The sequence below is a fragment of the Streptomyces sp. SAI-127 genome (assembly GCF_029894425.1).
Lineage (GTDB): Bacteria > Actinomycetota > Actinomycetes > Streptomycetales > Streptomycetaceae > Streptomyces.
In genome coordinates this window covers 4,018,047-4,033,807 of the sequence record NZ_JARXYJ010000001.1, presented here as the reverse complement: position 1 = coordinate 4,033,807, position 15,761 = coordinate 4,018,047, and the positions used below count along the sequence as shown (strand labels likewise).

The following is a 15,761-nucleotide window of genomic DNA, read 5'->3' as shown; positions in this document are numbered from 1 at the left end:
GGCACAGGATCGTCGACCATACTGCCCGCTGTGGAGCAGCGCATAGGTTCGAGCAGCCAGCCCCTGGAAGGCGCCGGATTCGACCCGGCTTTCATCCCCGGGCTCACCTCACCCGTGTCCGGCGAGACGGAGGACGCAGGGGCCGAGGACGCCAAGCCCGAGGAGGCGGTCGAGGAGGCCGACGCCGACGAGCCCACGGCCACGGCGGAGGAGTCCGAGGAGGCCGTCGAGGAGGAGGCTCCCGACGGCCCCGTCTTCGAGGCCTCCGACCGGCGTGCGAAGTTCGTCGCCGACCACCAGGGCGTACGGCTCGCCCTCGACGACCAGGCCTGCGAGTTCCGCTGGGACGAGATCGGCGCGATCGAGACGGAGACGCCACGGTTCGGCAAGCGGTTCACCATCACGGTGCACACTCCCGACCGCCGCTGGTACCCGATCGAGATCGAGGCGGAGTCGAGGGCGCGGTTCGCCGATTGGGACGAGCAGTTGGACGCGGTCATGGACCGGTATTTCGAGGACGAAACCCCGGACTCGAAGGAAGAAGAGCCCGAGGAGTCCGACTAGGGGCCCCTAGCAGTATTGCGCCTGCTTCCCGATGGACCGGTACATGCAGTCCGAGTTCTCCAGCAGCTGCAACACCGCGTCCCGGTTGCGCGAGGTCTCCCGCTCGATCACCTCGTCGGGCGGGTAGAACCCCCCACCGGAACTCGACGACGGATACATCTCGAAGGTGTACGAGAAGATCTTGTGCGTGCCCCAGAGGTAGTCGTCGATCGACCCGTCGGTGATGTACAGATCGCTTGCCTGCTCCGCCGTGTACCCGTTGCTCGCGGCCATCTTCTGCCCGACGGCCTTGAACACGGCGGTGTCGTCCGCCGTCATGCCGGTCGCCGTGTCGGAGTACGTGTACCCGTAGGGCCACAGCACCAGTTCGCTGTACGTGTGGAAGTCGATGTTCGACTTGATCTGCTGGACCCCGCCGACGACCCGGCTGCGCACGAAGTCGGCCACGACCTTGACCTCCGGCGCCGACTCGGCGGCCGTACCCCGGTAGGTCTCGGAGGACGTCGATCCGGACGAACCGCCGCAGCAGCCCCAGCGGTAGGCCCAGTTGCGGTTGAGGTCGGTGCCGACGGCCGAGGAACCGGAGTTGGGCTGCCGGTTCTTGCGCCACGAGCGGTAGGAGCCGCTCGCGATGTCGTACTCGCCGCCGTCCGGGTTGAGGTCGGGGACGATCCAGATCTCACGGTTGTTCACCATGTTCGTCACCCGTGAGTCGCTCCCGTAGCCCGCGCCGAGTTCGCGCAGCAGATACAGGGCCATCTCCACCGTGAGGTGCTCGCGGGCGTGCTGGTGGTGGGTGAACAGCACCTCGGGCTCGGCCTCGTCGGTGGCCACGTTGTCGCTGATCTTGATGGCGACGATGTCCCGGCCCTGGTACGACCTGCCGATGACCCGCTTGCTCATGATGTTCGGGTAGGCGGCGAGGCGCTGGTCGATCTCGGCGTTCATCTCGGCGTAGTTGTGGTACCGCGAGTCGGCCGACGGGAAGTCGTACAGCCGGGCCTCGTCCTCGCCGATCCGGTCCGGGGCCGCACCCAATGGGACGACCTGGTAGCCGAGTTGGCGCAGCCTCTTGATCTGGTCCGTGCGCCCGGAGACCACGACGGTCTCCTCGTCGGCCTCGTCGACGGTCACGCCGCTCTGCTGGATCGCCGTACGGGTCAGGGGAGTCGTGTGCTGGTGGATCTCGTACTGCCGGACGTCCTCGGCGCTCGGGGCCGACTTGGGGGCACTGTCGGCGTTCGCGGAGAGCGGGGCCGCGAGGGCGAGGGCCAGAACGGCGGCGAGGGCGGCGTAGCGGGTGCCGCCGCGGGCGCCGGAACCGCGTATGCGAAGTCGCATGAAGTCTCCTGGGTTCTCCGGGGTTTCCGGGATCTCCGGAAGTGGGGGAGTGGAGCGGGGGGTGGTTCAGCGACGTGCTGCCGGTGCGGGTGTGCCGCTCATCGTCTGCTTGTGACATGGTCAGGTCAAGAGCGAATAAAGACGCGATGGCGTGAACTGTGCGCCGACTGTGGGTTCTTGATGCGCCCCGGGAGCCGCGGCAGTGTACGCGGATGGGTGCGCCGGGGCGTGATCCCCGGGGAAGTGCACCCGCGGGTGTGAGCCGTAGGTGCATATATGTGAGGGCCGGAGCACAGTGGGATCTCCGACCACACTCCGGAGGGCTGGCTGATCATGGGCGGATCAGCGCCACGGCGGGCCGGACACCTGCCGGTCGAGACGACCAGTTTCGTCGACCGGCGCGGTGAACAGGCCGCGGGCCGCGAACTGCTCAGCCGCGCCCGCCTGGTCACGCTGACCGGCCCCGGCGGCGTCGGCAAGACCCGCCTCGCCGCACGCATCGCGGCCCGCGCGGAACGCACCTTCCCCGACGGCGTCCGCTTCGTCCACCTGGCAGGCCTGCGCGAGCCCGAGCTGGTCCCGCTCGCCGTCGCCGACGCGCTCGGCCTCCACGACCACTCCGCCGGGCCGCCGGCTGACGCCCTCGTCGCCCATGTACGGGACCGCAAGGTGCTGTTGGTCCTCGACAACTGCGAACACCTGCTGCGGGCCTGCGCCCGGCTCGCGGCGGCGCTGCTGCGCGGCACCACGGGGGTGCGCATCCTCGCGACCAGCCGGCACCGGCTCGGTCTCACCGAGGAGAACCTCCTCGACGTACGACCGCTGCCGGTGCCCGATCCGGACGGCGACCTGTCCGCGGCCGACGGATACCCGGCGCTGGCCCTCTTCGCCGACCGGGCGGCCGCGGTCGTCCCCGGCTTCGCGCTGACCGCCGGCAACCGGGCCGCCGTCGCCCGCCTGTGCCGACGCCTGGACGGACTTCCCCTCGCCATCGAGCTCGCCGCGGTGCGCATGCGCGTGCTCGGTGTGGAACAGCTCCTGGAACGCCTCGACGACCGCTACCGCCTCCTCACCTCCGGCAGCCCCGCGGCCCTCCCGCGCCACCGGACCCTGCGGGCCGCGGTCGACTGGAGCCACGAACTGTGCACCGCACGCGAACAGCTGGTCTGGGCCCGCCTCTCGGTCCCGGCCGGCGGCTTCGACCTCGAGACGGCGGAGGCGGTCTGCGCGGACGGCGACCTCGTCCACGGCGCCGACGTGCTCGACGCGATCGCCGGCCTCGTCGACAAGTCCGTGCTCTCCCGGGAGCCGGGGCCGGACGGGGTGCGGTACCGGCTCCTGGACACGTTGCGCCATTACGGCCTGGAGATGCTGCGCGGGATGGAGGGCGAGGAGCTCGCCACCCGGCGCCGGCACCGGGACTGGATGCTGCGGCGGGCCACCGCCTGCGAACAGGCCTGGTTCGGTCCCGGCCAGCGGGAGATCGTCGCCCGGCTCCGCGCGGACCAGGACAACCTGCGGGCCGCACTGGACTTCAGCTTGCGAGGGGCGGGCGGGGCGGCCGCCGCGTCGGGCCCTGACGGGGTTTTCGGCGTGGGGGCCCCGGGCGCGGCGTCCGTCATGGCCGCGGGCCCCGGCGCAGCGGCCCGCTCCGCGTCCGGCTCGACCGCGTCGGCCACCTCGGCCGACCCCCGAGAGGGGGCCACGCCGACCCCCGCCGACACCCTCGCCGGGCTGCGGCTCGCCGGGACCCTCGCGGGCCCCGGCGCAGCGGCCCGCCCCGCGCCCGGCTCGACCGCGTCGGCCACCTCGGCCGACCCCCGAGAGGGGGCCACGCCGACCCCCGCCGACACCCTCGCCGGGCTGCGGCTCGCCGGGACCCTCTGGTTCTACTGGCATGCCTGCGGGGCTCCACGCGAGGGCCGTTACTGGGTCGAGCGGGCCCTGGAGGCCAATCCGGAGCCGACGTCCGAGCGGGCCCGCGGACTGTGGGTGGCCGGGCTGCTGGCCGGGTGTCCCGAGGACCTGACCAGGGGACTGCGCCGGGCCGAGGAAGCCCGGGAACTGGCCCGCGGTCTCGGGGACGCCGCCGAAGCCGCCCACGCCGCGTACGTCATCGGTGTCATCCGGCTCTTCGCCGACGACCTCTGCGCCGCGCTGGCCCACTTCGAGGCCGGCGTCGCCCGCGGGCCCGTCCCCGGCCAGCACCTCAGCCTCGTCGGCCTCGACCAGGTCGAACTCGCCTGCGCCCTCGGCTTCCTGGGCCACGCCGACCGGGCCGTCGAGGTGTGCGAGAAGACCCTGCGGCTCTGCGAGGAGCACGGTGAGGAATGGGTCCGCTCCTACGCCCTGCGCATGCTCGCCCTCGCCCACACCGTGAAACAGGACTGGCCCCGCGCCGAGCGGTACGCCCGCGAGGCCCTCCGGCTCAAACTCGCCGTCAACGACCTCATCGGCCTCGCCCTCACGCTGGACCTCACGGCGCGTATCGCGACGGAGCGCTCCGCGCACGAGCGGGCGGCCGTTCTCCTCGGCGGGGCCGACCGGGCCTGGGCCGCTGTCGACCAGGGCAGGTGGGGTTCCGAGGCGCTCAACTCCTTGCGGCGGGACACGGAGAGCCGGGCGGGGCGTGTCCTGGGCTCGACCGCGTTCACCGCCGCGTACGACCGGGGCGCCGCGCTCACCCTCCCCGAACTCGTCGGTCACGCCCTCCAGGAGCCGGGCCTTCCCGACGTCACGCCCCCCGCACCGGACAGACCCCAGGTCCGCCTCACCCCCCGGGAGGCCCAGGTCGCCGAACTCGTCGCCGAAGGCCTCGCCAACCAGCAGATCGCCGACCGCCTGGTGATCGCCCGCCGCACCGCCGAGGGCCACGTCGAACGGATCCTCAACAAGCTCGGCTTCAACACGAGAACGCAGATCGCGACCTGGGTCACGGCCCAGCGGTGACGGGTCCCAGCCACCCTCGTCCACCGAACACCCACCCCACCTGAAGGATCCCCCCATGAGCAGCCCCTTCGACCACCGCATGTCCATCCACTCCACCGACGACGAATTCCTCGCCAACGCCCTCCCCTTCCTCACGGAGGCGTTCAACACGCCCGACGAACCCCCGCCCGCAGCCATCGCCTCCCCCCACCACCTCGCCGTCCTCCGGGACACCCTCGGCATGGACGCCCAGCACGTCACCCTCATCGACCACACCGACTGGTACACCGGCTCCGCCGCGAACGCGGTCGCGCAGGGCGCCGGGTACCTCGCGGCGCATGCCGGGCCCGGCGGCCGCATCCACCTGCTCATGGAACCCGTCTGGAACGGCAGGGCCGGCCGTTCCCCCCGCGAGACCACGGAGTGGATCCGCTACGAGGCCCTCGCCAACCTCCTCTTCGCGCCGCTCGCCACCACCGCGCTGTGCGCCTACGACACCCGCACCGCGGGTCCCGCGATCATCGACGCGGCCCGCAGGGCCCACCCGGACACGGACGTGTACGAGGAGCCCGTACGCCTGGTCGCCGAGCTGAACGCCGTACCCCTGGCGCCGCCCCCGCCGGACGCGGAGCTCCTCACCGACCTGGCCGCCGACGCCGTACGGCTCGGGGTGCAGGCGCGTGGTCTCGCGCCCGCCGACGCGGAACTGTTCGCGACGGCCGTCGCCGAGGCGGCACAGGCCGTGGGGGAGCGGGCCGGTACCGCGCTGCTGTGGGGACAGGACACGCACTGCGTCTGCGAACTGCGCTCGCGACGCCGCGTGGGCGACCCCCTCGCCGGATTCGTCCCGCCGGACACCACCGACCTGGAGTCCGGCCAGGGGCTCTGGTACGCGCGCCAGGTGTGTGCGTACGTCGACGTACGCGACGACCGGGACGGGTCGACCGTACGACTGCAGTACGCGTAGTCGTACAGGTGTGGTGCAGGTATGGAATCAGGTAGTACTCCCCGTGTGCCCCGCCCCCGCGGGGGCCACCCTGTGAACATGCTGCGACTCTCCGGGGGACGCCTTCCGGATCCCGACCCTCGTTACGCCGCCTACCCCCAACCTCCCCTGGGAGCAGGTCACTCGAGTGTCGAGTACGAGCCCCGTCCGTCCGCGGTGCGCGAGGCCAGGGCCGAGGTCCGAAGACAGCTGGAGGGGTGGGGGCTCGCGGAGCGGGACGACCTGGTGGACACCGCCGAACTCCTCGTGAGCGAGCTGGTCACCAACGCCCTGCTGCACTCGGCCGGCCGCTTCACCCTCACTCTGTCCGCCGCGCACGGCCTGCTGCGCTGCGAGGTCGCCGACTCCGGCCGGCGCGTCCCGCGGGTGCTGGACGCCGGGGTCTCGGAGAGCGGCCGCGGGATGTTCCTGGTGGAGGCGCTCGCGCTGCGCTGGGGCTGGCACGAGGACGGGCCGGGCAAGACGGTCTGGTTCGAACTGGGTACCTGCGGGGGCGCCGGCTGCGGTGGACGCCCCCCGGGCGACCTCTGACTTCCTTCACCGCACGCCCTCTTGCCGGGTCGCGATCTTTAGGGTTTCTTGACCTTCATGGCGGACACCACGGACAACACAGTGACCGGTGAGGCGAACTCCGTACCGCGCAAGTCCAGTTGGCGGTACATCGGCCCGGGAATCGTCGTCGCCGCGACCGGCGTCGGCGCCGGAGATCTGGTCGCCACGCTCATCGCGGGCAGCAACTTCGGCTACACCCTGCTGTGGGCCGCGGTGATCGGCTGTCTGGTCAAGATCTCCCTCGCGGAGGCGGCGGGCCGGTGGCATCTGTCCACCGGCAGCACCCTGTTCGACGGCTGGGCGAGCCTGGGCCGCTGGACCACCTGGTTCTTCGCCGTCTACGTGGTGATCTGGGGCTTCGTGTACGGCGCGGCGGCGATGTCGTCGAGCGCGCTGCCCCTTCAGGCGCTGTTCCCGGACGTGATGGACCTCGAATGGTGGGCCATCGCGTGCGGTCTGGTCGGCCTGGTCTTCGTCTGGTTCAACAAGTACGCGGTGTTCGAGAAGGTCATGACGGTCCTGGTGGGCGTCATGTTCGTGGTGACGGTGTACCTGGCGATCAGGGTCACCCCGAACCTCCCCGACGCCTTCGCGGGCCTGCTCCCCGTCCTGCCCGACGAGAAGGACTCGATCCTCAACACCCTCGGTCTGATCGGCGGCGTCGGCGGCACGATCACGCTCGCGGCGTACGGCTACTGGGTCAACGCCAAGGGGTGGACCAACACCGGCTGGATGAAGGTGATGCGCCTCGACAACCGGGTCGCCTACATCACCACCGGCATCTTCGTCGTCGCCATGCTCTTCGTCGGCGCGGAACTGCTGCACAGCGCCGACGTGGCGATCGCGAGCGGCGACAAGGGGCTCATCCAGCTGAGCGACATCCTGGAGGACGAGTACGGGTCGGCGACCGCCAAGTTCTTCCTGATCGGCTTCTTCGCCACCTCCTTCACCTCGCTGATCGGCGTCTGGCACGGGGTGAGTCTGATGTTCGCGGACTTCGTGGCGCGGTACCGCGGCGGCGAGGCGGCGAAGGCCTCCGGCCAGGAGGTCGCGTCCGGCTCGCGCGAGCGCTCCTGGCCCTTCCGCGCCTATCTGCTCTGGCTGACGTTCCCCCCGATGGTCCTGCTCTTCCAGGGCCAGCCCTTCCGCCTGATCATCATCTACGGCGTCCTCGGCGCGGCCTTCCTCCCCTTCCTGGCCGGCACGCTGATGTGGCTGCTGAACACCTCCCGCACGCCCAGGGAGTGGCGCAACGGCCCCCTGAGCAACGCGATGCTGGCGATCGCGGGCCTGCTGTTCCTGGTCCTGTGCGTGAAGCAGATCTGGGACCAGCCGTGGTCGGAGTTCTTCTAACTGCCGCTCCACCACCGGGCGTCGAGCGCCATCTCCCGCATCTGGGCGATGGTCAGCGCCGGGGTCGCACGGGTCGCGGGCTCGTTCTGGGTGCCGGCGTTGAAGGCGCTGATCACCACGCGCCTGCCGTCGGCGCGCATGGTGTCGACGGTCCACATGACCTGGTCGCCCCTGTCCCCGGGACCCTGCTGCACGGCGACCCGGGTGCCGTCGGGCAGCGTCTCGGAGCTCGAGTCGAAGAGGTCACCGGCCACGTCCAGCATGTCGGGCTGCACATTGACCTGGACCATGCTCCGGCCCTTGCCGTCGTCGACCACGGCGTAGGCGAAGTCGCCGTCGTCGCTGCTCTTGGCGGTCACCTTCAACCCCTTCGGCAGCAGGGCCAGCAGGGCCAGCAGGTCGGTGCGGGCGTGCAGGTCGGAGCCGGGGAGCTCCGGCTCGGGGAGAGGCTCGGGGAGGGCGTTCGCGACGGTGCGCCACTCCTGCGCCGCCGCCAGCCGCGTCAACTGAGCCGGGTTCAGCGGGGGATCGGTCCGGGTGACGGGCTTGTCCTTCTCGGCGGCCGCGTTCCACTCGCTCACGGTGATGTGCTGCCCGGTCGGGGTGACCAGCTCGGCGGTCCAGAGCTTGGTGTCCGCCACCCGGCGGTCGGGATACTCGTACCCCTGGAGCACGGTGACCACGGAGCCGTCGGCGAGCCGGCTCGTGTTGCAGGCGTCGTACGGGATGGCCAGCCGGTCGGGGCACCGGGCCGCCTGCCGGGCCGTCGTACCGCCCGGCTGCACCCGGCCCACGGTGACCCCGATGGCCGCGGCGCCCTTGCCGTCGTCGAAGACGAGCCCGGCGGACGGCGCCGGCACCTTCCGGGCGTCGGTCGGCTCGGTGCCCGTCCCGCGCTCCTCGCTGAAGTCGCCCTTGGGCAACAGGCTCTTGAGGGTCTCGATCATCTCCTCGTCGGTCGCGAGCCTGGCCGTGATGCTCGGCTTCGGCTTGGCGGAGGCCGTCACGGACGACGGCACGGCCTCGGTCGCCGTACCGCCCGGCCGCAGGACCAGCGCCCCGCCCACGCAGGCGAGCACGACGCCCGCGGTGCCCCCGGCGACGGCGGCCCGCCGCACGAACCGCGTGCGCCGGCCATGCGCCTCGCCGCGCGCGGCGAGGGCAGTGCGATCGGTGTCGAACCCGCCGCCGGTCTCGTGCAGGGCGGCGGCGAGCCGCTCCTCGAAGGGGTCCTCGTGCTGGTCTGCGAACATGGCGAAGCCACCGTTCCGGTCGGTCGGACGAAAGGGAAGTCAGGGGGCCGGTCAGGGCCGGGCGTAGGCGCCGATGTCCTCGCCGAGGAGTTCGCGCAGCTGCTTGAGGGCTCGGGTGCAGCGCGTGCGGACGGCTGCCGCGCTCGCGTTGAGGACACCGGCGGTCTCCTCGATGGAGCGGTCCTCCCAGTAGCGCAGGACGACCACGGCCCGGTCCTTGGCGGGCAGCCGGGCGAGGGCGTCGAGCAGCGTCAGCCGCAGGGGCGTGTCGACACCGGCGGCGGCCACCTCCGGCAGGACATCGGTTGCGCGTTCTCTGCTGCTGCGGCGGCGCTGATGGGTCAGGAACACCCGGACCAGGACGGTCTGCGCGTAGGCCGCGGGGTTGCCGACGACGGAGATCCGGCTCCAGCGGACGTAGATCCGCCCGAGCGACTCCTGCACCAGGTCCTCCGCGAGATGGGTGTCACCCGCGGTCAGCAGACACGCCGACCGGTACAGGTGTCCGGCCCGGGCGGCGGCGAACTCCGCGTATTCGTCCGCGCGGGCCTTTCTCATGTGTTCCCCCTTGGTGCTGTGCGCCCGGCTCTGGAAGAGGTCCTCACTTCACTGACGCTGTGGGGTGGGGAGAATGTTTCACATGACTTGGAAGCAGTCCGCGACGCCAGGGGACGGATGCCGATGACCACCCCGCCACCGCCCCACGGCAACCCGCCCCAGCCGTACGGCGCCCCGCCGGGTTTCGGCCCGCCGCCGCCCCCGTCCGCCTTCGCTCCTCAGCCGCCCCAGGAGGTGCCCGAGGGCCCGGAGTTCATGGCCGTGGACCGGCACAACTCCGTCGTCGTCGACTCCGCGGGCGTCGCCTTCGAGGACCACGGGCACTCCGCCGAGTTCCCCTGGCACGAGATCCGCAGCGTCCACTACAAGGCCGGGCCGAGCGGCAAGACCCTGATGATGGCCGTCATCCACCTCGACGGCCGCTTCTACGAGTGCGTCGTCGACGCGAAGAGCCGGGACACCCTGGGCCAGTGGTTCGCCCAGCTGGCACCGGTCCTCGGGTACTACCGGCCACTGGCGTGACGGTGGACGATCGGTGAGACGGGCCGGGAAGTCATGGCGGTCGTCCAGAGCGACAACCCGGCCGCGTCCTGACCAACGGCTACGGCAACCCGTGCACGTGCGGTCCCACCGTGTTGGACCACGCGTTGCCCGCCGCCGCGTCCCAGTTCGTCGACCAGGTCATGGCGCCGCGCAGGTCCGGGTAGGTCTTCGACGGCTTGAAGGAGCCGCACCCCGTGCCCTTCGTCAGGCAGTCCAGCGCGTTGTTCACCACGGAGGGCGAGACATAGCCGCTGCCCGCCCCGCTGGTGGACGCCGGCAGACCCAACCCCACCTGGGACGGGGAGAGCCCGCCCTCCAGCTGGATGCAGGCCAGGGCGGTCAGGAAGTCCACCGAGCCCTGGGAGTACACCTTGCCGTCGCAGCCCAGCATCGAACCGCTGTTGTAGTACTGCATGTTGACGACCGTGAGGATGTCCTTCACGTTCAGCGCGGTCTGGAAGTACGCGTTGGACGTCGACTGCATGTCGATGGTCTGTGGCGCCATCGTGAGGATCAGACCCGGCCCCGCCTTTGCCGACAGCGATCGCAACGCCTGTGACATGTACGCCGCGTTGAGCCCGTTCTCCAGATCGATGTCGACCCCGTCGAAGCCGTACGTCTGCATCAGCGCGTACACCGAGTTCGCGAAGTTCGCCGCCGACGTCGGGTCGTTCACCGAGACCGTGCCGTTCTGGCCGCCCACGGAGACGACGACCTTCTTCCCGGCCGCCTGCTTCGCCTTGATGTCCGCCTTGAACTGGTCGACCGTGTACCCGCCGAGCCCGGCCGAGTCCAGGGCGAAGGTCACGGCGCCCGGAGTCGTCGTGGCGTCCGCAAAGGCGACCGCGATGATGTCGTACTGCGACTGCACCGCCGACAGCTTCTGGACCGTCGCCCCGTTGTTGAAGTTCTGCCAGTACCCGGTGACCGCGTGCTTGGGCAGTGCGCTGCCCCCGTCGCCCGGGGAAGCGGTCGTCGTCCCCGTCACCGCGCCCGACTTCACGGACTCACCAGCCGAGTTCACCGCCGTGACCTGGAAGCTGTACGAGGTGGAGGCGGCCAGTCCGGTCACGGTCGCCGACGCCCCGGTCACCGCCGTGATCTTCGTACCGTTCCGGTAGACGTGGTAGCCCGTCGCGCCCGGCACCGCGTTCCAGGACAGGGAGACGGACGAGGAGGACGTGCCGGAGACCGCCAGGCCGGCCGGTGCCGCCGGGATCGTAGGAGCGGGATCGCCCCCGCCGCCCCCGTCCGGGCCGAGCACCGAGACGTCGTCCGCGAGGTACGCGGCCTGTCCGTACCAGCCGTGCGTGTAGACCGTCACGGAGGTCGTCGAGGCGCCCGTCGTGAAGGTGGTCGTCAGCTGCTTCCAGGAGGCGGTGTCAGGGGTCCAGGTCGACACGTCCGTCGTGCCGGTGCCGGTCGCGCCCAGGTAGGCGTAGCCGCCCTGCACCCAGGCGCTCAGTGTGTACGTGGCATTCGGCCTGACGGCCACCGTCTGGACGCACTTGGCGTTGTCCTGCCCGGCCGGCGTCGCCTTCAGCGCGGCCGAGCCGCCGTGCACGGGGGAGGAGACGGTCGTACCGCTGTTCGCCGAACAGGTCCAGTTGGTCAGGCCGGACTCGAAGCCGGCGTTCTTGGCGTTGTTGACGTCCGCGGCGGACGCGGGGCCCGCGACTCCCAGGGCGAGGGCCGTAGTGAGGGCCGCGGTCCAGAACCGTGCCGGTCTTCTGTTGAGTATGGGCATGACAACAGGGTTGGTCCAGACCAATCCCGCTGTCAAGGATGCTGCCGGGATGGGTATGCAACCGGCCTTTCTCTGGCGCGCGCACGTGGCAAGTGCGCCCCATCTGGGCAGTAATCGCCCGCTTTTGATCCCTCGCGCAGGCCAGGAAGTCACAGAATCGCTGTTCTCCGGCCATAGAGCCGTGGTTACAGTGCTCAGGTAGTCACGCAGTGAAGTCGACCGGGTGCGCCGGAGTGATCCGTCGGACCCACGGGCATGGGATACGGGGAGCTGCGCGTGCCAACTGCCATCGCAGTGACCGGTGCCGACATGGCGCTGCCGGCACAGGACGAGCGGACTCTGCCCGCCGTCGTGCTCGACGGCCTCGGCCGGCAGCCGCTCGACCACTCGCTCGCCGCCCTCCAGACGCTGATCGACCAGCACGGCCATGTGATCGTGGTGTACTCCCGTGCCGTGCCTCCGGCGGTGGACCAGCGGCTGCGCACCGTGCGGTCCCTCCTGGAGAGCGACCGCATCGCCCTGTTCCAGCCCGATCTGCCACCCTTGGGGATCGCCGTCCTGGCCCGCCAGTTGAGACAGCTGGCCTCCTGCGACCTCAGCCCGGGCGTCCTCGCCTCGGCGGGCCGGCTGCTCACCCACTACCTCCATGCGGGCGCGCTCCTCGGCTCGGTGGCCAAGCTCGACCGGGTCCCCGTCGGCCTGAAGTCGCACGCCAAGTCCTGGGTGCCGGGCAGTCAGTTCGCCGTGCTCGCCCACCCCCAGCCGCAGCTCGTCAGGATCGCCCCGGACGCCACGCTCGCCGGCCCGGAGTTCGCCACCTCACTGCTGGTAGCCCGCGGTCAGCTCCAGTCCGACTGGGTCTCCGGGGTGCTGGCCAAGTCCTGGCGGATCCAGGGGCTGCGCGAGAACCCGCTGCCCGCCGAGTCCGCCGAGTGGTGGGGTACCGGCAAGCTGATCGAGTTCTGCAGCTTCCTGCCCGATCTGTCCGTCCTTTACCAACTGGTCACCTCGGTACGGCAGAACATCTGTCACTGGTGCGGTATCGACGTCATCGGTGACCGCTGCGTGTTCTGTTCGGCCACCGCACCCGTGACGCCCGTTCCCCAGCAGCAGCAACAGCAGCGACAGCACCAACTGCCCGCCGGGTGAGCCGTACCGGATCGCCCCCGTCCCCGATTCCGCTCGACCGAGCCCCCCAACGAGGTTGTACGGTTCAATGAACTCCCGTCAGCGCCGCGGCGTGATACTCCTGCTTCTGTCGGTCCTGGGCGCCCTCGCGGCCTTCGCCGGCGTGCTCTCCGTCATCGACGACGTGAAGTCCAAGGTCGGGCCCGAGGTCACGGCGTACGAGGTTCGGAAGAACATCCAGCCGTACACCAAGCTCACCGCGGACCAGTTCGAGAAGACGGAGATGCCCGAGCGCTGGCTGTCGGCGAACGCGATCACCGATCTCGCGGACATCCGCGACAAGATCGCCGTCACGACCCTCAAAGCGGGCTCCCTGCTGCAGAGCGACATGATCGTCGACCAGCCGGCCCTCCAGCCCGGGCAGCAGGAGGTCGCCATCATGATCGACGCGGCGACCGGCGTCGCCGGCAAGATCACGCCGGGCTCCTCGGTCAACGTGTACGCCACCTTCGAGGGCCAGCGGGAGGGTGATCCCGACCAGTCCAAGATCATCGTGACGAACGCGCGGGTCCTCGATGTCGGTGACCTCACCCCGCTCCAGCCGGACGCCGACGACCGCACCCGCGCGGCGACCGAGGCCCGCCCCATCACCTTCGCCCTCTCCGCCCTCGACGCCCAGCGCATCACGTACGCCGAGTCGTTCGCCAAGCGGGTCCGGCTCGCCCTGGTCGCGCCGGGCGAGACCGGGACCGTGCCCGAGCAGGAGCGCACGTACGAACTCGCGAAGGACAAGTGAGAGGCCGCCATGCCCACGAGGATCCTTCCGGCAGTCGGCGACGCGGACGCGGTCCGCTCCCTCACCACGCTGCTCAGCCAGCTGCCGGACGCCGAGCCGGTCGTCCCGGTGACCGACTCCACCCAGCTCATCGACACCCTCGCGCGCCTGGCGTCCGAGTCGATCGACGAGCTGCCCGAGGTCGTCGTGGTGCACGAGCGGATCGGGCCCGTCCCGGCCCTGGAGCTGATCCGTGAGGTCGCCCTGCGCTTCCCGGCCGTCGGCGTCATCCTCGTCACCTCCGACGTCAGCCCCGGCCTCTTCCAGGCCGCCATGGACTACGGCGCCCGCGGCCTGATCTCCCTCCCGCTCGGCTACGAGGAGCTCGCCACCCGGGTGCACGCGGTCGCCCAGTGGTCGGTGGGCGTACGACGGCACCTGGGCGCCGTCACCGACGTGTTCACCGGCGTCGGCGGCACCGTCGTCACCGTCAGTGGGGCGAAGGGCGGTGTCGGCGCCACCACGACCGCCATCCAGCTCGCTCTCGCCGCCCAGGCCTCCGGCCGCACCACCGCCCTGCTCGACATGGACCTCCAGACCGGTGATGTCGCCTCCTATCTGGACGTCCAGTTCCGCCGCTCGGTCGCCGACCTCGCCACCATCACCGACATCTCCCCGCGCGTCCTCGCCGACGCCGTCTTCCCCCACGACACGGGCCTCGCGCTGCTGCTCGCCCCCGGCGAGGGCGAACGCGGCGAGGAGGTCACCGAGCGCGCCGCCCGCCAGATCGTGAGCGCCCTGCGCTCCCGCTACGAGGTCGTGGTGGTCGACTGCGGGGCACAGCTCAGCGGGGCCGGCGCGGCAGTCGTGGAGATGGCCGACACGGCCCTGCTGGTCACCACGCCCGACGTGGTCGCCGTACGCGGCGCCAAGCGTGCCGTGCGCATGTGGGACCGCCTCCAGGTCCGCAAGGCCGAGGAGACCACCGTCGTCGTCAACCGGCACAGCCGCGCCACGGAGATCCAGCCCGCGCTCATCCAGAAGATCACCGGCACCGGCGTCGCGGCGACCGTGATCCCGGCGAACTTCAAGGAGCTCCAGGGCGCGGTGGACGCGGGCCGGGTCCACGAACTCGACGCCAAGGGCACGGTGAAACAGGCCCTGTGGACGCTCGCCGGTGAACTGGGCCTGGTCAAGGGCTCGGAGGCGAACTCCCATCGCAACGGCGGCCGGGAGCGCGGCGCGCTGACCTTCCGGCGGCGCAGGGAGCTCGGGAGATGAGCGGGCGGCGGGACGAGGGGCAGGTGACCATCGAGTTCCTCGGGATGACCCCGCTGATCCTGATCACGCTGGTGTTGTTGTGGCAGTTCGTGCTGCTGGGATACACGTTCACGCTCGCGGGGAATGCTGCGGACGAGGCGGTACGGGCCGCGACGGCGGCCCCGCCGGGGGAGCGGGAGGCCGCGTGCGAGCAGGCGGGACTGGACAAGCTGCCCGGCGCCTGGACCGGCCAGGTGGACTGCGCCACCGGCGGCGGCTACGTCACGGCCGATGTCCACCTGGACGTCCCCGTCCTCTTCCCGGGCGCGATCGCCTTCCCCTTCCAGGTCGACGGACACGCGGGCGCCGTGGAGGAGGACAGGGACTGAGATGTCGTACTCCCGGAAGAGCACGCGCGACCGCGGCCAGGTGGCCCTCGAGTACCTGGGCTTCATCCCGATCCTGATCCTCGTCGCCATGGCGGGCGTCCAGATCGGGCTCATCGCCTACACCGCCCAGCAGGCCGGTACGGCGGCCAGGGCCGGGGCGCGGGCCGCCTCGCTGGACCGGAGCGCGCAGGAGGGCTGTGTGAACGCCATCAGCGACTGGCTGTCCGTCGACTGCGCCGAGGGCGGGGGCGGCGACTCGGTCACCGTCACCGCCACCGTCCAGATCCCGTCGATCGTCCCGGGCTGGGACTTCGATCCCGCCGTCAAGACCGCCACCATGCCGCTCGACCACTGAACGAGGTAC

Annotated in this window: 15 protein-coding genes; 11 read left to right on the top strand and 4 right to left on the bottom strand. The window is 71.0% G+C overall.

Annotated features, from left to right (window positions below; genetic code table 11):
* Positions 1-30: 30 nt before the first annotated feature.
* Entirely contained in the window at positions 31-564 is a 534-nt protein-coding gene (locus M2157_RS18255; RefSeq protein WP_280865731.1) for a hypothetical protein, read from the top strand.
* Between the two features lie 6 nt (positions 565-570).
* Here M2157_RS18255 and M2157_RS18250 read toward each other — a convergent pair whose 3' ends face one another.
* Complete coding sequence (locus tag M2157_RS18250; protein WP_280865730.1) at positions 571-1,905, bottom strand: M14 family metallopeptidase; 1,335 nt, start codon at positions 1,903-1,905, stop codon at positions 571-573.
* 333 nt (positions 1,906-2,238) lie between these two features.
* On the opposite strand from M2157_RS18250, the gene M2157_RS18245 reads away from it, so the two are divergent.
* The 4 genes from M2157_RS18245 (at position 2,239) to M2157_RS18230 (ending at position 7,744) form a co-directional block, all read left to right on the top strand.
* Positions 2,239-4,854, top strand: a complete 2,616-nt coding sequence (locus M2157_RS18245; protein ID WP_280865729.1) for a LuxR C-terminal-related transcriptional regulator — start codon at positions 2,239-2,241, stop codon at positions 4,852-4,854.
* A gap of 55 nt (positions 4,855-4,909) precedes the next feature.
* Entirely contained in the window at positions 4,910-5,800 is an 891-nt protein-coding gene (locus M2157_RS18240) for an MEDS domain-containing protein (protein WP_280862838.1), read from the top strand.
* A 78-nt stretch (positions 5,801-5,878) separates the two neighbouring features.
* Entirely contained in the window at positions 5,879-6,370 is a 492-nt protein-coding gene (locus M2157_RS18235; RefSeq protein ID WP_280862837.1) for an ATP-binding protein, read from the top strand.
* A gap of 57 nt (positions 6,371-6,427) precedes the next feature.
* A complete protein-coding gene (locus M2157_RS18230; protein WP_280862836.1) occupies positions 6,428-7,744 on the top strand; it encodes an Nramp family divalent metal transporter in 1,317 nt (438 codons plus the stop codon).
* On the opposite strand, the gene M2157_RS18225 is transcribed toward M2157_RS18230, so the two are convergent.
* Complete coding sequence (locus tag M2157_RS18225; RefSeq protein WP_280865728.1) at positions 7,741-8,997, bottom strand: hypothetical protein; 1,257 nt, start codon at positions 8,995-8,997, stop codon at positions 7,741-7,743. The two genes, M2157_RS18230 and M2157_RS18225, sit on opposite strands and share 4 nt — an antisense overlap.
* A gap of 51 nt (positions 8,998-9,048) precedes the next feature.
* Positions 9,049-9,555 carry a SigE family RNA polymerase sigma factor gene (locus M2157_RS18220; protein ID WP_280862834.1) on the bottom strand — a complete coding sequence of 169 codons (507 nt, stop codon included), beginning with the start codon at positions 9,553-9,555 and terminating at the stop codon, positions 9,049-9,051.
* A 123-nt stretch (positions 9,556-9,678) separates the two neighbouring features.
* Here M2157_RS18220 and M2157_RS18215 point away from each other — a divergent pair, with 123 nt between their 5' ends.
* Positions 9,679-10,077: a hypothetical protein gene (locus M2157_RS18215; protein WP_280862833.1), complete on the top strand. Its 399-nt coding sequence runs from the start codon at positions 9,679-9,681 to the stop codon at positions 10,075-10,077.
* 79 nt (positions 10,078-10,156) lie between these two features.
* Here M2157_RS18215 and M2157_RS18210 read toward each other — a convergent pair whose 3' ends face one another.
* The gene (locus tag M2157_RS18210) at positions 10,157-11,845 is read right to left on the bottom strand and encodes a glycoside hydrolase family 18 protein (RefSeq protein ID WP_280862832.1); all 1,689 of its coding nucleotides are present in this window, start codon (positions 11,843-11,845) and stop codon (positions 10,157-10,159) included.
* A 255-nt stretch (positions 11,846-12,100) separates the two neighbouring features.
* Between M2157_RS18210 and M2157_RS18205 the strand changes: the two genes are divergently transcribed.
* From M2157_RS18205 to M2157_RS18185, 5 genes are all read left to right on the top strand, one after another.
* Positions 12,101-12,994, top strand: a complete 894-nt coding sequence (locus M2157_RS18205) for a hypothetical protein (protein ID WP_280862831.1) — start codon at positions 12,101-12,103, stop codon at positions 12,992-12,994.
* A gap of 67 nt (positions 12,995-13,061) precedes the next feature.
* The gene (gene cpaB / locus M2157_RS18200; RefSeq protein WP_280862830.1) at positions 13,062-13,769 is read left to right on the top strand and encodes a Flp pilus assembly protein CpaB; all 708 of its coding nucleotides are present in this window, start codon (positions 13,062-13,064) and stop codon (positions 13,767-13,769) included.
* A gap of 9 nt (positions 13,770-13,778) precedes the next feature.
* Entirely contained in the window at positions 13,779-15,029 is a 1,251-nt protein-coding gene (locus tag M2157_RS18195; protein WP_280862829.1) for an AAA family ATPase, read from the top strand.
* Positions 15,026-15,397 (top strand): TadE family protein, encoded by a 372-nt coding sequence (locus tag M2157_RS18190; RefSeq protein ID WP_280862828.1) that lies wholly within the window; start codon positions 15,026-15,028, stop codon positions 15,395-15,397. Before M2157_RS18195 ends, M2157_RS18190 begins: the two co-directional genes overlap by 4 nt.
* A gap of 1 nt (position 15,398) precedes the next feature.
* The gene (locus M2157_RS18185) at positions 15,399-15,752 is read left to right on the top strand and encodes a TadE/TadG family type IV pilus assembly protein (RefSeq protein ID WP_266521766.1); all 354 of its coding nucleotides are present in this window, start codon (positions 15,399-15,401) and stop codon (positions 15,750-15,752) included.
* The last annotated feature ends 9 nt before the right edge of the window (positions 15,753-15,761 follow it).